Source organism: Streptomyces sp. R818 (assembly GCF_056172735.1).
In genome coordinates this window covers 693324-715251 of sequence record NZ_JAOCNE010000006.1, presented here as the reverse complement: position 1 = coordinate 715251, position 21928 = coordinate 693324, and the positions used below count along the sequence as shown (strand labels likewise).

Sequence of the window (21928 nt, the reverse complement as noted above, 5' to 3'; positions counted from 1 at the left end):
TGGTTCGCGGCCCCTTACAGCTTCATCAGGCTGGCGTCGTCGACCGAGGCCGAGTGGCGGGAACGGAACAGCGACACGATGATCGCGAGGCCGACCACGACCTCCGCGGCGGCGACGACCATCGTGAAGAACGCGATGATCTGGCCGTCGAGATTGCCGTGCATCCGGGAGAACGCGACGAACGCGAGGTTGCACGCGTTCAGCATCAGCTCGATGCACATGAACACGACGATCGCGTTCCGCCTGATGAGCACGCCGGTGGCGCCGATCGTGAACAACAGGGCGGCGAGGTACAGGTAGTTGACGGGGTTCACTTCGACGCCTCCTCTGAACGCTCGAGGCGGTCGGCCGAGCGCTGCTCCAGGGCCTTGAGATCGCTGAGCGCCTCGCCCGAGACGTCGCGGATCTGGCCGCGGTCGCGCAGCGTCCCCATGACGGTCAGCTCGGACGGGGTGCCGTCGGGCAGGAGCCCAGCGATGTCCACCGCGTTGTGCCGGGCGTAGACGCCGGGGGCGGGCAGCGGGGGCAGGTGCTTGCCCCCGCGGATCCGCTGCTCGGCCAGCTCGCGCTGGGTCTTGGCCCGCTCGGTGCGCTCGCGGTGCGTGAGCACCATCGCGCCGACCGTGGCGGTGATCAGCAGGGCGCCGGTGATCTCGAAGGCGAAGACGTACTTGGTGAAGATGACCATGGCGAGGCCCTCCACATTGCCGCCCGCGTTCGCCTTGCCGACGCCGTTGAAGTGCGACAGCGACGCGTTGGCGATACCCGCGATCAGCAGGACGCCGAAGCCGAGCCCGCACAGGGCGGCCAGCCAGCGCTGCCCCTTGATGGTCTCCGTGAGGGAGTCGGCCGCGGTGACGCCGACGAGCATGACGACGAAGAGGAACAGCATCATGATCGCGCCGGTGTAGACGACGATCTGCACGATGCCCAGGAAGTACGCCCCGTTGGCCAGATAGAAGACCGCGAGGATGATCATGGTCCCGGCGAGGCACAGGGCGCTGTGCACGGCCTTCTTCATCAGGATCGTGCACAGGGCGCCGATGACGGCGACCGTGCCGAGGACCCAGAACTGGAAGGCCTCGCCGGTGGAGGTCGAATAAGCGGCGAGCTGCGTCATCACCGGATCACCTGCTCCGACGCGGGCTCGCCCTCACCGAACGTACTGGCCGCCTCCTGGGGCGTCTCGCCCTTGCTGACGGCGACCTGGCGCTCGGTGCCGGGCGCGGCCTCGGTGACCAGGCCCCGGTAGTAGTCCTGCTCGTCCGTGCCGGGGAAGATCGAGTGGGGCGAGTCGACCATGCCCTCCTCCAGACCGGCGAGCAGCTGCTCCTTGGTGTAGATGAGGTTGGCGCGGCTGCTGTCGGCCAGCTCGAACTCGTTCGTCATCGTCAGCGCGCGCGTGGGGCACGCCTCGATGCACAGGCCGCACAGGATGCAGCGGGCGTAGTTGATCTGGTAGACGCGGCCGTACCGCTCGCCCGGGGAGTAGCGCTCCTCCTCGGTGTTGTCCGCGCCCTCCACGTAGATGGCGTCCGCCGGGCAGGCCCAGGCGCACAGCTCGCAGCCGACGCACTTCTCCAGGCCGTCCGGATGGCGGTTGAGCTGGTGCCTGCCGTGGAAGCGGGGAGCGGTGGTCTTCTTCTGCTCCGGGTACTGCTCGGTCAGCCGCTTCTTGAACATGGCCTTGAAGGTCACGCCGAAGCCGGCCACCGGGTTCATGAACCCGGGCGTGGTGTCCTTCTCGTTCGCGTTCTCGTTCTGGTTCTCGTCAGCCATCGGACGCCTCCTTTCCGTCACGAGATCCGCCGAGTGATTCGTCACTCGCAGTATCGGGCCCGCCACTGACAATCAGCTCGCGCTCCCGGCGCGGGCGCCGTCGCGGCACGGGTGGCAGGGTCTGTCCGGGCAGCGGCGGCACCGGGAACCCGCCCGCCATCGGGTCGAACGCGGCGGGCTCCTCGGCCTCGGCGCGCTGCTTCTCGCCCCGGTCGCGGAAGATGTCCACGGCGAACGAGAGCAGCAGGATCACGAGGATGGCGCCGCCGATGTAGAGGGCGATGTCGGCGAAGTCGTAGTTCTCGTTGTGCAGCGTCCGCACCGTGGCGACGAGCATCAGCCACACCACCGAGACCGGGATGAGGACCTTCCAGCCGAGCTTCATCAGCTGGTCGTAGCGGACGCGGGGCAGCGTGCCGCGCAGCCAGATGAAGAAGAACAGCAGGAGCTGCACCTTGACGACGAACCAGAGGAGCGGCCACCAGCCGTGGTTCGCGCCCTCCCAGAACGTGGAGACAGGCCACGGTGCGCGCCAGCCGCCCAGGAAGAGCGTCACGGACACCGCGGAGACCGTCACCATGTTCACGTACTCGGCGAGCATGAACATCGCGAACTTGATCGACGAGTACTCGGTGTTGAAGCCGCCGACGAGGTCGCCCTCGGACTCCGGCATGTCGAACGGGGCGCGGTTGGTCTCGCCGACCATCGTCACGATGTAGATCAGGAACGAGACCGGGAGCAGCACGATGTACCAGCGGTCGTGCTGCTGGGCGACGATCTCCGAGGTCGACATCGATCCCGAGTACAGGAACACCGAGGCGAACGCGGCGCCCATCGCGATCTCGTAGGAGATCATCTGCGCGCAGGAGCGCAGGCCGCCGAGGAGCGGGTACGTCGATCCGGAGGACCAGCCGGCGAGGACGATGCCGTAGATGCCGACGGAGGCGACGGCGAGGATGTAGAGCATCGCGATCGGCAGGTCGGTGAGCTGCATCGCCGTACGGTGGCCGAAGATCGAGACCTCGTTGCCCGACGGGCCGAACGGGATCACGGCGATCGCCATGAACGCGGGGATCGCGGCGACGACCGGCGCGAGGACGTAGACCACCTTGTCCGCGCGCTTGACGATGACGTCTTCCTTGAGCATCAGCTTGATGCCGTCGGCGAGCGACTGGAGCATGCCCCAGGGGCCGTGCCGGTTCGGGCCGATGCGCAGCTGCATCCAGGCGACGACCTTGCGCTCCCACACGATGGAGAACAGCACGGTCACCATCAGGAAGGCGAAGCAGAACACCGCCTTGACGACGACCAGCCACCACGGGTCGGTGCCGAACATGGACAGGTCCTCGGCGGCCAGCGGGCTCGACGCCGTGGGACTCAGTGCCATGGGGCTCAGGGCCATGACGCTCATGACTGCACCTCCGGGGCCGCGGCGAGCGCCGGGCCGATCTTCACCAGGTCGCCGGGGACGGCACCGGTGTCCGAAGCGACGCCGCCGCCCGCGGAGTTGAGCGGCAGCCACACCACGCGGTCCGGCATGAGCGTGACCTGGAGCGGCAGCGCGACCGCGCCCGCGGGCCCGGTGACGGTGAGCGCGTCGCCGTCCTTGACGCCCAGTTCGGCGGCGGTGGCGGCGGACACGCGCGCGTGGGCGGCGTGCCGGGTCCCGGCGAGCGCCTCGTCGCCGTCCTGGAGGCGCCCCTGGTCGAGCAGGAGCCGGTGCCCGGCGAGGACCGCCTCACCGGCCGCCGGGCGCGGCACCGGGGCGCCGGTCTCCAGGGGCTCGCCCGCGTGCGGCCCGTCCCAGTTGCCGAGCCGGTCCAGCTCACGGCGCGCGGCCCGCAGGTCGGGCAGCCCGAGGTGGACGTCCATGGCATCGGCCAGCATCTGCAGGACGCGCCCGTCCGTGGGGGCGACGCGGCGCGTCATCTGGTCGGGCTTGAGCGCGGCCTCGAACATCCGCGCCCGGCCCTCCCAGTTGAGGAAGGTGCCCGCCTTCTCGGCGACCGCGGCCACCGGCAGGACGACGTCCGCGTGCTCGGTGACCTCGCTCGGCCGCTGCTCCAGAGAGACCAGGAACCCGACCTCGTGAAGGGCTTCACGCGCGCGTGCCGGGTTCGGCAGGTCGGCGATCTCGACCCCGGCGACGACCAGGGCCCGTAGCTCCCCGGTGGCGGCGGCCTCGACGATCTGGCCGGTGTCCCGGCCGAAGCGGTGCGGCAGCGCGGCCACACCCCACACCCCGGCGACCTCGTCCCGCGCGCGCGGGTCGGTCGCCGGACGGCCGCCCGGGAGGAGCGACGGCAGCGCGCCCGCCTCGACGGCGCCGCGCTCACCGGCCCGGCGCGGGATCCACACCAGCTCGGCGCCGGTCGCCGAGGCGGCCCGTACGGCGGCGGTCAGACCACCGGGGACGGCCGCGAGCCGCTCGCCGACGACGACCACGGCGCCCTCGGCGCGCAGGGCCTCGGAGGCGGCGGCACCGGCCGCGCCCTCCAGACCGACGCCGGAGGCGAGCGCGTCCAGCCAGTCGGTCTCGGTGCCGGGCGCGGCGGGCAGCAGCGTGCCGCCCGCCTTCTCCAGGCCCCGCGTCACGTGCGTGGCGAGGGAGAACACCTTCTGCCCGTGCTTGCGCCACGCCTTGCGGAGCTTGAGGAAGACGCCGGGCGCCTCCTCCTCCGACTCGAAGCCGACGAGCAGCACCGCGGGCGCCGCCTCCAGCTTCGCGTACGTGACGCCGCTGCCGTCCAGGTCACGACCGCGACCCGCGACGCGCGCCGCGAGGAAGTCCGCTTCCTCGCTGCTGTGCACGCGCGCGCGGAAGTCGATGTCGTTCGTGCCGAGGGCGACGCGGGTGAACTTGCTGTACGCGTAGGAGTCCTCGACCGTGAGACGGCCGCCGGTCAGGACACCGGTGCGGCCATGTGCCTCACCGAGCCCGCGCGCGGCGACCTCAAGGGCCTCCGGCCACGACGCCGCCCGCAGCTCACCCGTCTCCGCGTCCCGCACCAGAGGCGTCGTCAGCCGGTCGGGACGCTGCGCGTACCGGAAGCCGAACCGGCCCTTGTCGCAGATCCACTCCTCATTGACCTCGGGGTCGTTGGCCGCAAGGCGGCGCATGACCTTGCCGCGCCGGTGGTCGGTGCGGGTCGCACAGCCACTGGAGCAGTGCTCGCACACAGACGGGGACGACACGAGGTCGAAGGGCCGGGAGCGGAATCGGTACGCCGCCGAGGTCAGCGCGCCCACCGGGCAGATCTGGATGGTGTTCCCGGAGAAGTACGACTCGAACGGGTCGCCCTCGCCCGTGCCGACCTGCTGGAGCGCGCCGCGCTCGATCAGCTCGATCATCGGGTCGCCCGCGATCTGGTTCGAGAACCGGGTGCAGCGCGCGCACAGCACGCACCGCTCACGGTCGAGCAGCACCTGCGTGGAGATCGGCACCGGCTTCTCGTAGGTCCGCTTCCTGCCCTCGAAGCGGGACTCCGACTGGCCGTGCGACATCGCCTGGTTCTGCAGGGGGCACTCGCCGCCCTTGTCGCAGACCGGGCAGTCGAGCGGGTGGTTGATGAGCAGCAGCTCCATCACGCCGACCTGCGCCTTCTCGGCGACGGGCGAGGAGAGCTGGCTCTTGACCACCATGCCGTCGGTGCAGGTGATGGTGCAGGACGCCATCGGCTTGCGCTGGCCCTCCACCTCCACGATGCACTGGCGGCAGGCGCCGGCCGGGTCGAGGAGCGGATGGTCGCAGAATCTGGGGATCTCGATGCCGAGGAGTTCGGCGGCGCGGATCACCAGGGTGCCCTTGGGCACGCTGATCTCGATGCCGTCGATCGTCAGCGAGACGAGGTCCTCCGGCGGAACGGCCGCCTCGCCGCCCCCGGAGGGAGCGCTGGTCGTGACAGTCACGCGTTCACCTCCGTGCGGTGCTTGTCGGTCCCATCCGCCCAAAGGGTCGAGCGGGCCGGGTCGAAGGGGCAGCCCTTGCCCGTGATGTGCTGCTCGTACTCGTCGCGGAAGTACTTGAGCGACGAGAAGATCGGCGAGGCGGCGCCGTCGCCGAGGGCGCAGAACGACTTGCCGTTGATGTTGTCGGCGATGTCGTTGAGCTTGTCGAGGTCGCTCAGCGAGCCCTTGCCGGCCTCGATGTCGCGGAGCAACTGCACGAGCCAGTAGGTGCCTTCGCGGCAGGGCGTGCACTTGCCGCAGGACTCGTGGGCGTAGAACTCCGTCCACCTCGTGACCGCGCGCACCACACACGTGGTCTCGTCGAAGCACTGGAGCGCCTTGGTGCCGAGCATCGATCCGGCGGCGCCGACGCCCTCGTAGTCGAGGGGCACGTCGAGGTGCTCGTCGGTGAACATCGGGGTGGAACTGCCGCCCGGCGTCCAGAACTTCAGACGGTGGCCCGGACGGATGCCGCCGCTCATGTCGAGGAGCTGGCGCAGCGTGATGCCGAGCGGGGCCTCGTACTGGCCGGGCGAGGCGACGTGGCCGCTGAGCGAGTAGAGCGTGAAGCCCGGGGACTTCTCGCTGCCCATCGAACGGAACCAGTCCTTGCCGCGATGGAGGATCGCGGGAACCGACGCGATGGACTCGACGTTGTTCACGACAGTGGGGCACGCGTACAGGCCCGCGACGGCCGGGAAGGGGGGACGCAGTCGCGGCTGGCCGCGGCGGCCCTCGAGCGAGTCCAGGAGTGCGGTCTCCTCACCGCAGATGTACGCGCCCGCGCCCGCGTGCACGGTGAGTTCCAGGTTGAGGCCGGACCCGAGGATGTTCTGCCCGAGGTACCCGGCGTCGTACGCCTCGCGGACCGCCTCGTGCAGCCGCCGCAGTACGGGGACGACCTCGCCGCGCAGGTAGATGAACGCGTGCTCGGAACGGATCGCGTAACAGGCGATCACGATGCCCTCGATGAGGCTGTGCGGGTTCGCGAAGAGGAGCGGGATGTCCTTGCAGGTCCCGGGCTCCGATTCGTCGGCGTTGACAACTAGATAGTGCGGCTTGCCATCGCCTTGCGGGATGAACTGCCACTTCATGCCCGTCGGGAAGCCCGCGCCGCCTCGGCCGCGCAGGCCCGCGTCCTTCACGTAGGCGATGAGGTCGTCCGGCTCCATCGCGAGGGCCTTGCGCAGTCCCTCGTAGCCGTCGTGGCGTCGGTAGACGTCCAGGGACCAGGACTTGTCCTCGTCCCAGAACGCGGAGAGGACCGGTGCGAGCACCTTCTCCGGGCTGGTGTCGTTGTTCTCGACTTCGGTCGCCAAGGTCATCACTCCCCCTCCTCGGCGGCGGGGCCCGCCGGGTGGGCCGGGTCGGAGGCCGATGTGTCCTGCGGCGCGTCGTGCGAGCTGAGGTGCTCGGAGGGCGACGGGTCGTGGGGCGTGTCGCCCTCGGTGTGTTCGGCGCGCGGGTGGACCACGCGCGCGGGCTCCGTCTCGCCCTTGGCGAGGCGCAGTCCGACCAGGGACGCGGGGCCCGCGCTGCCGCTCGCCTCGACGGCGCCCTCGCGCTGGTCGGGGAAGCCGGCCAGGATGCGCGCCGTCTCCTTGAAGGTGCACAGCGGGGCGCCGCGCGTCGGTGAGACCGGCGCTCCCGCGCGCAGGTCGTCGACGAGCCGCTTGGCGGAGTCCGGCGTCTGGTTGTCGAAGAACTCCCAGTTCACCATCACCACGGGCGCGAAGTCGCAGGCCGCGTTGCACTCGATGTGCTCAAGGGTGATCTTGCCGTCGTCCGTGGTGCCGCCGTTGCCGACGGACAGGTGCTCCTGGAGCGACTCGAAGATCGCGTCGCCGCCCATGACCGCGCACAGGGTGTTGGTGCAGACGCCGACCTGGTAGTCGCCGCCGGGGGCGCGCCGGTACATCGTGTAGAAGGTGGCGACGGCCGTGACCTCGGCGGTGGTCAGGCCGAGGACGTCGGCGCAGAACTGCATGCCCGTGCGCGTGACATGGCCCTCCTCCGACTGGACGAGGTGCAGCAGCGGGAGCAGCGCCGAGCGGGAGCCGGGGTAGCGGGAGACGATCTCCTTCGCGTCCGCCTCAAGGCGGGCTCGGACGTCGTCCGGGTAGCCGGGCGCGGGCAGCTGTGGCATGCCCAGGCTCACGCCCTGCTCCGAGGGGTTGGTGGTGGTCACCGGTCGACGCCTCCCATCACGGGGTCGATGGAGGCGACGGCGACGATGACGTCGGCGACCTGGCCGCCCTCGCACATCGCGGCCATCGCCTGAAGGTTGGTGAAGGACGGGTCGCGGAAGTGGACCCGGTAGGGGCGGGTGCCGCCATCGGAGACGACGTGCACGCCCAGCTCGCCCTTGGGCGACTCCACGGCGGTGTACGCCTGTCCCGGCGGGACCCGGAACCCCTCGGTCACCAGCTTGAAGTGGTGGATGAGGGCCTCCATGGAGGTGCCCATGATGTTCTTGATGTGGTCGAGCGAGTTGCCGAGCCCGTCCGGGCCGAGGGCCAGCTGGGCGGGCCAGGCGATCTTCTTGTCGCCGACCATGACCGGGCCCGGGGCGAGCCGGTCGAGGCACTGCTCGACGATGCGCAGTGACTGGCGCATCTCCTCCAGGCGGATCAGGAAGCGCCCGTAGGAGTCGCAGGTGTCGGCGGTCGGGATGTCGAAGTCGTAGGTCTCGTAGCCGCAGTACGGGTCCGTCTTGCGCAGGTCGTGCGGGAGGCCCGCGGAGCGCAGGATCGGTCCTGTGGCGCCGAGCGCCATGCAGCCCGCGAGGTCGAGGTGGCCGACGTCCTGCATACGGGCCTTGAAGATGGGGTTCCCGGTGGCGAGCTTGTCGTACTCCGGGAGGTTCTTCTTCATCGTCTTCACGAACTCGCGGAGCTGGTCGACCGCGCCGGGCGGCAGGTCCTGGGCGAGTCCGCCGGGCCGGACGTACGCGTGGTTCATGCGCAGGCCGGTGATCAGCTCGTAGAGGTCGAGAATGAGTTCACGATCACGAAAGCCGTAGATCATGATCGTGGTGGCGCCGAGCTCCATGCCGCCCGTGGCGATGCAGACCAGGTGGGACGACATCCGGTTCAGCTCCATGAGCAGGACGCGGATGATGCTGGCCCGGTCGGGGATCTCGTCCTCGATGCCGAGGAGCTTCTCGACGCCGAGGCAGTACGCCGTCTCGTTGAAGAACGGCGTCAGGTAGTCCATGCGGGTCACGAACGTGGTGCCCTGCGTCCACGTGCGGTACTCGAGGTTCTTCTCGATGCCCGTGTGCAGGTAGCCGATGCCGCAGCGGGCCTCGGTCACCGTCTCACCGTCGATCTCCAGGATGAGCCGCAGCACGCCGTGCGTGGACGGGTGCTGGGGGCCCATGTTGACGATGATGCGCTCGTCGTCGGACTTGACCGCGGACTCGACGACCTCGTCCCAGTCGCCGCCGGTGACCGTGTAGACGGTGCCTTCGGTTGTCGCGCGAGGAGTTGCCTGGGGAGTGGTCACGAGTACGACCTCCGCTGGTCCGGAGCCGGGATCTGGGCGCCCTTGTACTCGACGGGGATGCCGCCGAGGGGATAGTCCTTGCGCTGCGGGAAGCCCTGCCAGTCGTCCGGCATCATGATCCGGGTCAGCGCGGGGTGGCCGTCGAAGACGATGCCGAAGAAGTCGTACGTCTCGCGCTCGTGCCAGTCGTTGGTCGGGTACACGCTGACCAGGGACGGGACGTGCGGGTCGGTGTCCGGCATGGAGACTTCGAGGCGGATCAGCCGGCCGTGGGTGAGCGAGCGCAGGTGGTAGACGGCGTGCAGCTCGCGGCCCTTGTCGCCGGTGTAGTGGACGCCGCTGACGCCCGTGCACAGCTCGAAGCGGAGCGCCGGGTCGTCGCGCAGGGTCTGGGCGACGCGCAGCAGGTGCTCGCGCTCGATGTGGAAGGTGAGTTCGCCGCGGTCGACGACGGTCTTGTCGATGGCGTTCTCGGGGACGAGGCCCTGCTCCTCCAGGGCGCCCTCCAGCTCGTCCGCCACCTCGTCGAACCAGCCGCCGTACGGCCGGGCGGACTCACCGGGGAGCCGGACAGAGCGGACAAGTCCCCCATAACCGGAGGTGTCGCCGCCGTTGTTGGCGCCGAACATGCCGCGCTGGACGCGGATCTCCTCGCCCTGGTCGCCGCGCTGCCCCGGGAGGTTCGCGGCGCTGAGGTCCTTCTCGGGGTTGGCCCCGTCGTTCTGCGCGTCACTCACCGCAGCAGCCCCTTCATCTCGATCGTCGGGAGCGCCTTGAGCGCCGCTTCCTCCGCCTCGCGGGCCGCCTCCTCGGCGTTCACGCCGAGCTTGGAGGACTGGATCTTCTGATGGAGCTTGAGGATCGCGTCCATCAGCATCTCGGGCCGGGGCGGGCAGCCGGGCAGATAGATGTCGACCGGCACGACGTGGTCGACGCCCTGCACGATCGCGTAGTTGTTGAACATGCCGCCGGACGAGGCGCAGACGCCCATGGAGATGACCCACTTGGGGTTGGGCATCTGGTCGTAGACCTGGCGCAGGACGGGCGCCATCTTCTGGCTCACCCGGCCCGCGACGATCATCAGGTCCGCCTGGCGCGGCGAGCCGCGGAAGACCTCCATGCCGAACCGCGCCAGGTCGTAGCGGCCCGCGCCGGTCGTCATCATCTCGATGGCGCAGCACGCGAGGCCGAACGTGGCGGGAAAGACGGACGACTTGCGCACCCAGCCCGCGGCCTGCTCGACGGTGGTCAGCAGGAATCCGCTCGGCAGCTTTTCTTCGAGTCCCATTGGTCTGTGGCTCCCGGTCTCCCCTGTGCGGGGCTCAGTCCCATTCCAGGCCGCCGCGCCGCCACACGTACGCGTACGCGACGAAGACGGTGAGCACGAAGAGCAGCATCTCCACGAGCCCGAAAACCCCCAGGGCGTCGAAGGTGACGGCCCAGGGGTAGAGGAAGACGATCTCGATGTCGAAGACGATGAAGAGCATCGCCGTCAGGTAGTACTTGATGGGGAAGCGCCCGCCACCGGCCGGCGTCGGGGTCGGCTCGATCCCGCACTCATAGGCTTCAAGCTTGGCCCGGTTGTACCGCTTTGGACCGATAAGCGTGGCCATGACCACGGAGAAGATCGCAAAGCCTGCCCCGAGGGCTCCCAGTACGAGGATGGGCGCATACGCGTTCACCGCTCCTCGCTCCTCTCAGTCGGCACTGACTGCTGGCGGTTGCACGAGCTCGCGGCACCGCCCCACCACGTAAGCGGTTGAAGATCGCTTACATGTGAAGCAGGTCACAAGCCCAACTTGCCCCGCATCCTATGCCTGCCACTCTGTGATCTGCGACACGGGGTACGCCAACTACTTTGTGATCTCCACCACCTGACGAACGATCATGAAGTCGGATGAGCGGTGATCTTCACACTCGAAGCGCCTGAGTGATCACCAGTGGTGACATCTTGGCTCGTCATGGCTGGTGAGAGAGGTGTTGCACTATCAAGAAGCGAACCGGGCGCGCAAATTGGCGCTGGACACGGGTGGCTGATAGTGGACGCCGTTCACACATCAGGGTGGAAGGTGTGGACGGAAGTAGACGGAAGCGGACGCGAGGCCGACCCCTAGGGGTCCTTTGTGACCTGTGTCACGCGACGCGGTCGGCGCCGAAAACCGGGCTTGGCCAACGGTGTCAACAGGTGGTAGGCGTCGGGCAATTCGGACGAATTGCGGAAAGACCGTGATCACAGCCTCGATCAAGGCTGTCCGTATTGCCCGTTACGGCGTCAATAAGGCCCGCAGCGGGCCGGTTTCACGCCGCAGCTTCACAACTGTGGCGCACCACACGTTTCTTGAAGGGAACCGTGAAGCCCTGATAGCGGTTGTACTCATGTCCCACACCGCTCACATACCCAGCCACCGGAAGCCCCGTCGCAGCGCCTCGAAGATGGCCCTGCGCGCCGGAGTCACCGGTGGCGTGCTCAGCACCCTCGCCGTGGCTGGTGCGTCCGGTGCGGCGAACGCTGCCGAGCCGGTCACGCAGACCCTCGAGCTGCCCACGCTCACCACCGACCTGTCCTCCCAGGTCGCCCAGTCCGCGGACGCCACCCAGCAGGCCGCGGCCAACTACCAGCTCCAGGCCGAGCGCGACGAGGCCTTCGCGAACGCCGCGAAGCAGGCCAAGAAGGACCAGGCCGCCGCCGAGAAGAAGGCGGAGGCCAAGAAGAAGGCCGAGGCCGAGGCCGCCGCCAAGGAGAAGGCCGAGCGCGAGGCCGCCGAGCAGGCCGCCTCCCGGTCCGCCGAGCGCACCACGCTCGCCTCCACCGGCTCCGGTTCCTCCAGCGCCTCCACGACCTCGACGACCGCGGCCGCCCCGGCCAGCGGCTCCGTCGGCGCCGTCATCAGCTTCCTCCAGGCGCAGGTCGGCGACGCGTACGTGATGGGCGGCACGGGCCCCAACTCGTGGGACTGCTCGGGTCTCGTGCAGGCCGCGTTCAAGCAGGCCGGCGTCGACCTCCCGCGCACCTCGCAGGAGCAGTCGACCTTCGGCACCCCCGTCTCGCTCTCCAACCTCGCGGTCGGCGACATCCTCTACTGGGGCGGCGCGGGCTCGGCGTACCACGTCGGCGTCTACATCGGCAACGGCCAGTACCTGGACGCCGCGAACCCCTCCAAGGGCGTCGTGATCCAGGACCTGTCCGGCTACCCGGCGAGCGGCGCGGTCCGCGCGCTCTGATCCACCCGCACGTACGAAGGCCGCCGCACCCGGTTCGGGGTGCGGCGGCCTTCGTGTGTACGCGGTGCCTGCCGGGCTCAGCCCTGCGGGGACAGCTCCCCCATCGCGCCCCAGCCCTCGTTCGGGATGTCGGCGTTGATGATCTCGGGGGTGGCGGCGATGAGCGGGGCCATGGCGGCGAGCCCGGCCTTGAAGTGGTCGGAGGCGACGTGCACGGCGCCCGCGTCACCGTCCCGGAAGCCCTCCAGGAGGACGAACTGGTTCGGGTCGTCCACACTGCGCGACCAGTCGAAGAAGAGATTGCCCTCCTCGGCGCGGGTCGCCTCGGTGAACGCGGCGGTCTTCTCCAGCCAGGAGTCGGCGTGCTCGGGGCGGGCGGTGAACTTCACGGCGATGAAAATCATGGCTCCACCGTATGACCCCGCCCCGCGCCCTGCGCCGTAGGGCTCACGCCTTCGGCGCGACCTTGCTCAGGCCGTTGATGATGCGGTCCATGGCGTCGCCGCCGGTCGGGTCGGTGAGGTTCGCGAGCATCTTCAGCGTGAACTTCATCAGGATCGGGTGGGAGAGCCCGCGCTGCGTCGCGATCTTCATGATCTTCGGGTTGCCGATGACCTTCACGAAGGCGCGGCCCAGCGTGTAGTAACCACCGTAGGTCTCCTTGAGGATGCGCGGGTAGCTCTGCAGCGCCAGTTCACGCTGGGAAGGGGTCGCGCGCGCGTGGGCCTGCACGATGACGTCGGCGGCGATCTGCCCCGACTCCATGGCGTACGCGATGCCCTCGCCGTTGAACGGGTTGACCAGGCCGCCCGCGTCACCGACCAGGAGCAGGCCCTTGGTGTAGTGCGGCTGGCGGTTGAAGGCCATCGGCAGGGCGGCGCCGCGGATCGTCGTCGTCATGTTGTCCGGGGTGAAGCCCCAGTCCTCCGGCATCGAGGCGCACCACGCCTTGAGGACCTCGCGCCAGTCCAGCTCCTTGAACGCCTTGGAGGAGTTGAGGATGCCGAGCCCCACGTTCGACGTGCCGTCGCCCATGCCGAAGACCCAGCCGTAGCCAGGCAGGAGCCGGTCCTCGCCCGGGCCGCGCCGGTCCCACAGCTCCAGCCAGGACTCCAGGTAGTCGTCGTCGTGGCGGGGCGACGTGAAGTACGTGCGCACCGCGACGCCCATCGGGCGGTCCTCGCGCCGGTGCAGGCCCATGGCGAGGGAGAGGCGCGTGGAGTTGCCGTCGGCGGCGACGACGAGCGGGGCGTGGAAGGTGGTCTCGGTCTTCTCCTCGCCGAGCTTGGCGTGCACGCCCGTGATACGCCCTGTGCGGTCGTCGATGATCGGCGCCCCGACGTTGCAGCGCTCGTAGAGCCGTGCGCCCGCCTTCTGCGCCTGACGGGCGAGCTGCTCGTCGAAGTCGTCGCGCTTGCGGACGAGTCCGTAGTCCGGGTAGCTGGCGAGCTCCGGCCAGTCGAGCTGGAGGCGGACGCCGCCGCCGATGATGCGCAGGCCCTTGTTGCGCAGCCACCCGGCTTCCTCGGAGATGTCGATGCCCATGGAGACGAGCTGCTTGGTGGCGCGGGGCGTCAGACCGTCGCCGCACACCTTCTCGCGCGGGAACGCGGTCTTCTCCAGGAGCAGGACGTCCAGGCCGGCCTTGGCGAGGTAGTAGGCGGTCGTCGAACCGGCGGGACCGGCCCCGACGACGATCACATCTGCGCTGTGCTCGGCGTTGTCGACGAGTCGCTCGGGCTGCTCGGTCACGGCGGGTTCTCCCCAGGCTCGAAAACAGTGTGCCGTCCGGCACGGACATGGGCAGTCTATTCAGCGGCATCGATCACCCAGCGAAGGGTCAGCCCATGAGTCGAGTCCTGCCCGCCGTGGATCTGCGCGTCCCCACCCACGAGGACGCCTTCGCCTGGCACCGGGTGTTCGACCACCCCGACGTCATGGAGTTCCACGGCGGCCGGACGGCCGAGCTGTCCGTGTACGAGGAGCTGACCGCCCGCCAGCGCCGCCACGACGCCGAGCGCGGCTACTGCCTGTGGACGATGACGGACGGCTCCCGCGAGGTCATCGGCTTCACCGGCGCCCAGCCCTGGGACCGCCCGTGGGGCCCGACCGGCGAGATCGAGATCGGCTGGCGGCTCGGCCGCGCCTACTGGGGCCAGGGCTACGCGACCGCCGCCGCGCGCGCGACCCTGGACCGCGTACGGGCGTCGGGTGTCACCAGCGTCGTCGCGATGGTCGACGCGCTGAACGAACGGTCGATCGCGGTGACCCGGCGGCTCGGCATGGAGCGCACGGAGACGTTCGTGACGCCGTCCGGACGCCAGGGGCACTGCTTCCGCCTGGAGTTGTGAGGCACGTGTGGAGCACGTCGCGGGGCACGTGCGGAGGCGCCGGGGCGTATCGCGCGGCGCCCCGCGGGGCTACCCTTCCGGTACCTCCTGGGGGTGACGCTCGTGCACATACCACCCGAGAACCCCGGCCTCCCCGAGTTTCCGGAGAACCCGGAGTACCCGCCGGAAGTCCGGGTCCCGAAGTTCGTCGGCCTGATGGCGGTCGACGCGCGCGGCCTGGCCGCGGCGCACGGCGTCCGGCTCACGTCCCCCGACCGCCCCGCCCTCGCGGCCACCACCGTCGACTACGTCGTACGCCAGTACCCGCTGCCCGGCGTCGAGGTCCCGCGCGACGCGGCCGTCACCGTCTGGTTCGACCTGGGTGAGGGCGAGGCGGACGGTGGCGCGGGCGTGCGCGTGCCCCGCGAGCCGGGCCCGCGGGGCGGTGGGATGCGTCGTGCCCTCGACGAACCGGCCGAACCGGCCGAACCGGTGGAGTGCGCCGGGCCGTTCAGTCGATGTCCGTGAGCCGCCAGGAGTCGAGGCCGACCTGATAGGTGCCGGCGAGGTCGGTCCAGAGGTCCTCCTTGCCGGTCAGGAAGATCGTGTATTCGGTGCCGTCCGGGGCGATGTACGACTGGTCGATGCCGTGGATCGTCTGCCCGGCCTCGTTCTCGTACGTGTACTCCCAGATGGCTCCCGCCTCGCCCTGGAAGGTGTTCGTGTCCAGGAGGATGCGCCGGTAGTTGGTCTTCTTCTTGTCCTCCTTGAGGTGCTTCTCCATCGCGAGGAGGTTCTCGTGCGAGGTGTAGTCCGCGAACGGGATGACGCCGACGACGTACTTCTCCATGCCGGTGCTGCCCGCGTACGTGACCTGGCTGCCGTTCTGCACGCCCACGCGGTCCCAGGCGTCCGGGACGACGAAGGAGAAGCCCTTCTCGTCGAAGACCTGGTGGTAACCGGCCGGGACCTCGGGCATGCCGGTGGGGGCGGCGTCCGAGGCGAGCACGGACGGGGTCGGGTCCGGGCCGGCCTCCGTCCCGGTCGGCGTCGGGGTCGGCGTCGGTGTCGGTGAGGCGGGCTCGGGCTGCGTCCGGCTCCGACTCTGGGACGCGACCGGCTCGCCGCCCTTGCCGTCCTGCTTGTCGTCCCCGCCGCCGTCCATGAGCAGCAGCACACCGGCCGCGGCCCCGCCCCCGATGACGAGGGCACCGACGAGGGTCCCGACCCAGACGCCGACCCGCCGCGAGGCGGGCTCTCCGCCGGGGGCCGGGGCGGTGTGCGGGGCGAGTTGGTACGGGCCCGGGGTGTGGCTCAGCGGGACGACGGTCGGCGTGTACAGGGCCGGGGGTTCGGCCGGGGCGGGGGCCGGCTTGTCGAGCGACGGGGGCTGGGGCAGGGCGTCGGCGGTCGGTGCCTCCTCCGGCCTCGCGGGGAGCGGGGCCTCGCCCGGCATGGTGGGGAGCGGGGCCTCCCCCGGCATCGCGGGCAGCGGGGCCTGGCCCGGCATGGCCGGGAGCGGTGCCGGGACGATGCCGGTCGCGACGCCTGCCATCTGCATCAGGTACGGAGCCAGGAAGGTGGCCGCGCCGATCCACAGCAGGCCGAACAGCAGTGCGTCCGCGACGCTCACGCCCACGTCAATGCGGCCCGAGCCGCTGCCGAAGAAGTCGAGGTCGCCCGCGAACTCCGCCCCGATGCCGCCGACCCCGGCGAGGAGCAGGAACAGGCCGAAGAAGAAGCCCGCCGAGAGGAACTGCTCGCGGCGGTCGAGGGAGCGCCGGGCGGTCAGAACGCCGACCACCAGGGCGCAGATCAGCGCGATGGCGAGGGCGTAGGCCACGGCCCCGGAGCCGAGTTCGTCGCCGAGCCGGGACAGCCCGAACGACTCCTTCTCGTAGCCGCCGCCACCCAGCGACGACGACCCCCGGGCCTCGAACTCCAGCGGAGCGCCGAAGCACAGGCCGAGCACGGCGAGCGCGAGGTTGGGCAGGAGCATCAGGAACACGCCGAGCGCCGCCGCGTCGGAGCCGTCGAAATCGGAGGACTCGGCGAGGCCGGACGGGCTCGACGCGCCGTCGTCACCGAAGATCGCGAGTCCGGCCCAGCCGAGCACCGCCGCGATCAGCAGCACCCACCCCATGGCGCGGACGGCCGTCCCGAACGCCCGGACCGACATGCGCACGCCCGGCCGCGCGGCGGCGATCCGGTACGTCAGGTCGTCGCCGTGCAGCACTCCCCCGGCGACCGCGAGCGAGAGCAGCAGCGTCCACAGCGTGGTCAGGAACGGCCCCGTGTGCAGCGACACTTCCTCGATGTCCGGCTGCCCGACGAGCGCCAGGACGAGCGTCGCCCCGGTCACGAGCAGCGCGACCCGCACGGCCGCCTCCAGTCCCGCGCTCGCGCCGCCCGGTGCGCCCGGCACGGTCCGCGCGTACAGGCGCGTCCGCAGCATCCGTACGCCGATGACGAGGGCCGCGATCCACACCACGGTCACCAGGAGCGGGATGACGGAGAGCGAGGCGTTGCCGGAGGAGCCGGAGTCGTAGCCGCTGCCGTAGACCGAGCCGCCGGAGCCGCCGCCGGAGACCTCCAGACTGCCGCCGAGCCCCTGGAGCAGCACGGCCAGGGCGACGCGCATCCGGTCCGCGAACCCGATCACGACCTCGTCGGAGTCCTGCCCGTACGAGGGGACGGCCAGCGCGAACGCGGCGACGACAAGGAGCCCGACCGGCCACAGCGCGGCCTGCGCGGCCCCGGCCCAGTCACCGCGCAGGGCGCGCCCGAAGAACTGCCCGACGGCCGAGGGCTGAGCGGGGCCCGGGGCGTGGGCGGGCGGGGGCGGTGCGCCCTGAGCGGCGGGTGGGGCCTGCGGCGGCGGCGGCGGGGGCGGAGGTGCGGCGGCGGTCCGCTCCCGCCCGCATCTCATGCAGAAACGGGCCTCTTCGGGAGCCTCGGCTCCACAGTGCGGGCAGAACGACGGCATCGGGCGCTCCGTGACGATGATCCGGGGACGGCGCGAGTGACACACCGTCACCCGGCGGTCACCACGTACTCAACGGACACATCTTTCCGGCCGTCCGGTTCCCGTCAACTGCATTAAGCGGCGCAGTACTTACTGCGTCACGTGCTGCATCACTTGCTGCGCCGCTTACTGCGCCACTTACTGCGGCTCACTTGGTGCCGCGGTGCAGGGCGACGATGCCGCCGGTCAGGTCCCGCCAGGCGACCTTCTTCCACCCCGCGCCCTGGAGGCGGGCGGCCAGCTCCGGCTGGGTGGGCCAGGCGCGGATCGACTCGGCGAGGTAGACGTACGCGTCCGGGTTCGAGGAGACGGCGCGCGCGACCGGCGGCAGCGCCCGCATCAGGTACTCGGTGTAGACCGTGCGGAACGGGGCCCACGTCGGGTGGCTGAACTCGCAGATGACGACGCGGCCGCCCGGCTTCGTGACCCGGTACAGCTCGCGCAGCGCCTGGTCGGTGTCCTGGATGTTGCGCAGCCCGAAGGAGATCGTCACCGCGTCGAACGTGTCGTCCTTGAACGGCAGCTTCGTGCCGTCGCCCGCCGTGAACGGCATCCAGGGGTGGCGCTTCTTGCCGACGCGCAGCATCCCGAGGGAGAAGTCGCAGGGCACGACGTACGCGCCCGCCTTCACGAACGGCTGCGAGGACGTCGCCGTCCCTGCCGCCAGGTCGAGGATCTTCTGCGCCGGACGCGCGTCGACCGCCTTGGCGACCGCCTTGCGCCACACCCGGTCCTGCCCCAGGGACAGCACGTCGTTGGTGAGGTCGTAGTTCTCCGCCACGTCATCGAACATGGAGGCGACTTCGTGGGGCTGCTTGTCCAGGGATGCACGGGTCACGGCCCCATTGTGGCAGGGTCCGTCCCGTCGCCGGGTGACCGGGACCTGTCTAGGATGCGGGGGCACTTGACCAGGCGGAGGGGTGGGCGAGTTGGGGGCGGCACGACGGTGGGCGGCCGGGGCGTGGGTGGCCCTGGTCGCGGGAGGCTGGGTGGCGACACAGGCCCTGGAGCCCGGCATCGAACCGACGAACCGCCCCCGCCCGGCGGACAGCCCCCCGCCGACGGTCACCCCGATCACCCTCCCGGACGCCTGCCCACCCCGCACCCCGGCTCCGCCGGCCCTCACGAACGAGCCGACGATCTCGTCCGTGCAGTCCTACACCGTCGAGGTCCGCGACACAGCGACCGTCGAAGGCTCCGCGAACTGCGTGACCGTCACCACCCGCTGAAGGAGGAGGCGCTCAAGGAGCAGCGGCGAAGCCGCACGCTCCAGGGGCGCGGGGAACGGCGCGAGCGACCACGGCGAGACCCGCAGACGAAATGCGGGAGGAATGCCGCATGCAGTGCACATTCCGGGGGCGCGGGGAACTGCGCGACCAGCCATGACGACAGCCGCACCCGGAAACGAACGGCGGGATGCCGCACGCAGTGCGCATTCCAGGGGCGCGGGGAACTGCGCGACCAGCCACGACGAGACCCGCAGACGGCAGCGCACACGCACTCCCACGGCGGCTCACCGCCCCCGGTACACCAGCCGCCCACCGATCACCGTCGCCACACACGTGGACGCCCCCCGCCGCACAAGCTCCGCCCGATCCGCGACATCGAACACCGCGAACCGCGCCGCCCCGCCCACCTCAAGCCCTGGCAGCAGAACCATCGGCCGAGGCGAGAGCGACACAGGCCCGGGCAGCCCCTCCGGCCGCGCCCCGAAGACGAGCCCCGAGCGCTGGACGACCTCCAGCACGGGCGCCACCCGCAACGCCCCGGCCAGGGCAACCGTCCCGTGCGCGAACAACCGCTGAACCCCCCGCCGCGCACTCGCCCCGACCCGCGAGGGATCCGCCCGGAATATCTCCCGCGCCCGCTCCCCGCCGATCGGCACCGTCCCGTACGTGTCGGCCTCACGCGGATCGGGGTGGTAGGTGTGCTCCAGGATCTCGGGACCGTACGGATTGAGGAGTCCGGGCGTGAGGATGCCGGGCCAGCGCCGCACCCGTACGTCCGGGTGGGCGGCGGCCAGCTCCTCATACGGTCCGAGCGCCTTGATGTGCTCACCGTCGACGAGGACGGCGGCGTCGGCGGTGACGTGCAGAGTCAGCACAGAAGAGACCGGGCCTAGTTGGTCGCTACGAGCTTCAGCTCGGGGTGCGCCGTGCCGCCGTCGATCGCCGTGGAGGAGATGTGCGACATGACGCGCTCGTCGACGGGGTCGTTCGCCGGGTCGTCGTGCACGACGAGGTGCTCGTACGTGGTGGCCCGCTGCGCGGGGACGCGGCCCGCCTTGCGGATCAGCTCGATGATCTCCATGCGGTTGGAACGGTGCTTGGCACCGGCCGAGGAGACGACGTTCTCCTCCAGCATGATCGACCCGAGGTCGTCGGCGCCGTAGTGCAGGGAGAGCTGCCCGACCTCCTTGCCGGTCGTCAGCCAGGAACCCTGGATGTGCTGGACGTTGTCGAGGAAGATCCGGGCGATCGCGATCATGCGCAGGTACTCGAAGAGCGTGGCCTGCGTACGGCCCTTGAGGTGGTTGTTCTCGGGCTGGTACGTGTACGGGATGAACGCGCGGAAGCCGCCCGTCCGGTCCTGCACGTCGCGGATCATGCGGAGGTGCTCGATGCGCTCGGCGTTCGTCTCGCCGGTGCCCATCAGCATCGTGGAGGTGGATTCGACGCCCAGGTTGTGGGCGGTCTCCATGATCTCCAGCCAGCGCTCGCCGGACTCCTTCAGCGGCGCGATGGCCTTGCGCGGGCGCTCGGGGAGCAGCTCGGCGCCGGCGCCCGCGAACGAGTCGAGCCCCGCGGCGTGGATGCGCTGGATCGCCTCCTCCACCGACACCTTGGAGATCCGCGCCATGTGCTCGACCTCGGACGCGCCCAGGCTGTGGATGACGAGCTGCGGGAAGTCCTTCTTGATCGCGGAGAAGTGCTTCTCGTAGTACTCGACGCCGTAGTCCGGGTGGTGGCCGCCCTGGAACATGATCTGGGTGCCGCCGAGTTCGACGGTCTCCGCGCAGCGGCGCAGGATGTCGTCGAGCTCCCGGGTCCAGCCCTTCTTGGTGTCCTTCGGGGCCGCGTAGAAGGCACAGAACTTGCACGCCGTCACGCAGACGTTCGTGTAGTTGATGTTCCGCTCGATGATGTACGTGGCGATGTGCTCGATGCCCGCGTACTTGCGGCGCCGGATCGCGTCGGCGGCGGCGCCGAGCGCGTGCAGCGGCGCGTCGCGGTAGAGGTCGACGGCCTCTTCGGGGGTGATCCGCCCACCGGCGGCGGCACGGTCGAGGACGGACTGAAGAGCGGCCTTCTCGGTCACCGGACGTGCCCCTTTCGGAGGGTCTGAACACGGTTTGCACAGGTATTAACTGAATCAGGGCGGACCGTCTCAGCGTACGTCAGGCCGCCAGAGCGCCCAGCAGAACCCCCGCGCAGGCCCCCGCGATCATGAACGGGCCCAGCGGCAGCAGCGTCTTGCGGCCCGCGCCCCGGAAGACGACGAGCGCGCCCGCGAACAGGCCGTTGAGGCACACGCCCACGAACACGCCGATGAACAGCACGCCCCACCCGTACCAGCCGAGCGCCGCCCCGAGCCCGACCGCCAGCTTCACGTCCCCGAACCCCAGGCCGGGCGGGTAGAGGAGGTGCAGGATCAGGTAGCCGCCGCCCATCCCCACGGCGCCGAACAGCGCGCCGCGCCAGGAGCCGCCGGGTTCGGGCAGCAAGGCGGCGGCGCCGAGCGCGGCCAGGGCGAGCGCGGCGAGCGGCAGCGTCAGGACGTCCGGCAGCCGGTGCACCGCGAAGTCGACCGTGGCGAGCAGCACGCAGAGCGGCGCGAGCAGCAGCCAGGCGGCCAGTTCGGGGCGGGTGCCGGTGGCGGCGGCGAGCAGGGCGCAGACCAGCGCCGTGCAGACGGCGAGAGCCACGGTGCCGGGGCCGTACCGCGCCGTCCCGATCCAGCCCCGGATCGGCCGGCCGGACGGGTCCTCGGACCTCCAGGGCTCGTCCGGCTCCACGGAGAGGCGGTAGGCGGGGCGCGGCAGCAGCGTCCCCGCGGCGGCGCCCCAGAGGGCGGCGAGCGTGATCAGCGCGGTTTCCTCCACCCCGTCAGCCATCTC

Annotated in this window: 22 protein-coding genes; 4 read left to right on the top strand and 18 right to left on the bottom strand. The window is 70.4% G+C overall.

Annotated elements, in window-relative coordinates; genetic code table 11:
- Positions 1–14: 14 nt before the first annotated feature.
- From nuoK to N5I75_RS19600, 11 genes are read right to left on the bottom strand one after another with little or no spacing between them, the layout of a single operon-like run.
- Positions 15–314 (bottom strand): NADH-quinone oxidoreductase subunit NuoK, encoded by a 300-nt coding sequence (gene nuoK, locus N5I75_RS19650; RefSeq protein WP_003974374.1) that lies wholly within the window; start codon positions 312–314, stop codon positions 15–17.
- Positions 311–1120 carry an NADH-quinone oxidoreductase subunit J gene (locus tag N5I75_RS19645; protein WP_476679219.1) on the bottom strand — a complete coding sequence of 270 codons (810 nt, stop codon included), beginning with the start codon at positions 1118–1120 and terminating at the stop codon, positions 311–313. Before N5I75_RS19645 ends, nuoK begins: the two co-directional genes overlap by 4 nt.
- Positions 1120–1779 (bottom strand): NADH-quinone oxidoreductase subunit NuoI, encoded by a 660-nt coding sequence (gene nuoI / locus N5I75_RS19640; protein ID WP_476679218.1) that lies wholly within the window; start codon positions 1777–1779, stop codon positions 1120–1122. The genes N5I75_RS19645 and nuoI overlap by 1 nt, the downstream gene beginning before the upstream one ends.
- Positions 1772–3181, bottom strand: coding sequence for an NADH-quinone oxidoreductase subunit NuoH (gene nuoH, locus N5I75_RS19635; RefSeq protein WP_476679553.1), 1410 nt, complete (start codon positions 3179–3181; stop codon positions 1772–1774). Before nuoH ends, nuoI begins: the two co-directional genes overlap by 8 nt.
- A gap of 5 nt (positions 3182–3186) precedes the next feature.
- Positions 3187–5688, bottom strand: a complete 2502-nt coding sequence (locus tag N5I75_RS19630; RefSeq protein WP_476679217.1) for an NADH-quinone oxidoreductase subunit G — start codon at positions 5686–5688, stop codon at positions 3187–3189.
- Complete coding sequence (gene nuoF / locus N5I75_RS19625) at positions 5685–7052, bottom strand: NADH-quinone oxidoreductase subunit NuoF (RefSeq protein WP_476679216.1); 1368 nt, start codon at positions 7050–7052, stop codon at positions 5685–5687. Before nuoF ends, N5I75_RS19630 begins: the two co-directional genes overlap by 4 nt.
- Positions 7052–7873, bottom strand: a complete 822-nt coding sequence (nuoE, locus tag N5I75_RS19620; protein ID WP_476679552.1) for an NADH-quinone oxidoreductase subunit NuoE — start codon at positions 7871–7873, stop codon at positions 7052–7054. Before nuoE ends, nuoF begins: the two co-directional genes overlap by 1 nt.
- A gap of 38 nt (positions 7874–7911) precedes the next feature.
- Positions 7912–9234: an NADH-quinone oxidoreductase subunit D gene (locus tag N5I75_RS19615; protein WP_476679215.1), complete on the bottom strand. Its 1323-nt coding sequence runs from the start codon at positions 9232–9234 to the stop codon at positions 7912–7914.
- Complete coding sequence (locus tag N5I75_RS19610) at positions 9231–9971, bottom strand: NADH-quinone oxidoreductase subunit C (RefSeq protein ID WP_476679214.1); 741 nt, start codon at positions 9969–9971, stop codon at positions 9231–9233. The genes N5I75_RS19615 and N5I75_RS19610 overlap by 4 nt, the downstream gene beginning before the upstream one ends.
- Positions 9968–10522, bottom strand: coding sequence for a NuoB/complex I 20 kDa subunit family protein (locus tag N5I75_RS19605; RefSeq protein ID WP_006133126.1), 555 nt, complete (start codon positions 10520–10522; stop codon positions 9968–9970). The genes N5I75_RS19610 and N5I75_RS19605 overlap by 4 nt, the downstream gene beginning before the upstream one ends.
- Positions 10523–10556: 34 nt before the next feature.
- Positions 10557–10916 carry an NADH-quinone oxidoreductase subunit A gene (locus tag N5I75_RS19600; protein WP_007383963.1) on the bottom strand — a complete coding sequence of 120 codons (360 nt, stop codon included), beginning with the start codon at positions 10914–10916 and terminating at the stop codon, positions 10557–10559.
- Positions 10917–11610: 694 nt separating this feature from the next.
- Here N5I75_RS19600 and N5I75_RS19595 point away from each other — a divergent pair.
- On the top strand, positions 11611–12456 hold the full coding sequence (locus N5I75_RS19595; protein WP_476679213.1) for a C40 family peptidase: 846 nt from the start codon (positions 11611–11613) through the stop codon (positions 12454–12456).
- A 77-nt stretch (positions 12457–12533) separates the two neighbouring features.
- On the opposite strand, the gene N5I75_RS19590 is transcribed toward N5I75_RS19595, so the two are convergent.
- Positions 12534–12860, bottom strand: a complete 327-nt coding sequence (locus tag N5I75_RS19590; protein WP_476679212.1) for a putative quinol monooxygenase — start codon at positions 12858–12860, stop codon at positions 12534–12536.
- A gap of 43 nt (positions 12861–12903) precedes the next feature.
- Complete coding sequence (locus tag N5I75_RS19585; protein ID WP_476679211.1) at positions 12904–14208, bottom strand: geranylgeranyl reductase family protein; 1305 nt, start codon at positions 14206–14208, stop codon at positions 12904–12906.
- 95 nt (positions 14209–14303) lie between these two features.
- Between N5I75_RS19585 and N5I75_RS19580 the strand changes: the two genes are divergently transcribed.
- Entirely contained in the window at positions 14304–14807 is a 504-nt protein-coding gene (locus N5I75_RS19580; protein ID WP_476679210.1) for a GNAT family N-acetyltransferase, read from the top strand.
- A gap of 195 nt (positions 14808–15002) precedes the next feature.
- Positions 15003–15314 (top strand): PASTA domain-containing protein, encoded by a 312-nt coding sequence (locus N5I75_RS19575; RefSeq protein WP_476679551.1) that lies wholly within the window; start codon positions 15003–15005, stop codon positions 15312–15314.
- Here N5I75_RS19575 and N5I75_RS19570 read toward each other — a convergent pair.
- Both N5I75_RS19570 and N5I75_RS19565 read right to left on the bottom strand, forming a co-directional pair.
- Positions 15298–17772 (bottom strand): zinc ribbon domain-containing protein, encoded by a 2475-nt coding sequence (locus tag N5I75_RS19570; RefSeq protein ID WP_476679209.1) that lies wholly within the window; start codon positions 17770–17772, stop codon positions 15298–15300. The genes N5I75_RS19575 and N5I75_RS19570 overlap by 17 nt on opposite strands.
- Positions 17773–17959: 187 nt before the next feature.
- Entirely contained in the window at positions 17960–18649 is a 690-nt protein-coding gene (locus N5I75_RS19565; RefSeq protein WP_476679208.1) for a demethylmenaquinone methyltransferase, read from the bottom strand.
- Between the two features lie 151 nt (positions 18650–18800).
- On the opposite strand from N5I75_RS19565, the gene N5I75_RS19560 reads away from it, so the two are divergent.
- Complete coding sequence (locus N5I75_RS19560) at positions 18801–19040, top strand: hypothetical protein (protein ID WP_476679207.1); 240 nt, start codon at positions 18801–18803, stop codon at positions 19038–19040.
- Between the two features lie 284 nt (positions 19041–19324).
- Here N5I75_RS19560 and N5I75_RS19555 read toward each other — a convergent pair whose 3' ends face one another.
- The 3 genes from N5I75_RS19555 to N5I75_RS19545 all read right to left on the bottom strand — a co-directional run bounded on the left by N5I75_RS19555 (position 19325) and on the right by N5I75_RS19545 (position 21925).
- Positions 19325–19915, bottom strand: coding sequence for an imidazolonepropionase-like domain-containing protein (locus N5I75_RS19555; RefSeq protein ID WP_476679206.1), 591 nt, complete (start codon positions 19913–19915; stop codon positions 19325–19327).
- A gap of 14 nt (positions 19916–19929) precedes the next feature.
- Positions 19930–21129, bottom strand: coding sequence for a cyclic dehypoxanthinyl futalosine synthase (gene mqnC / locus N5I75_RS19550; protein ID WP_476679205.1), 1200 nt, complete (start codon positions 21127–21129; stop codon positions 19930–19932).
- 79 nt (positions 21130–21208) lie between these two features.
- The gene (locus N5I75_RS19545; RefSeq protein WP_476679204.1) at positions 21209–21925 is read right to left on the bottom strand and encodes a prepilin peptidase; all 717 of its coding nucleotides are present in this window, start codon (positions 21923–21925) and stop codon (positions 21209–21211) included.
- Positions 21926–21928 lie beyond the last annotated feature (3 nt).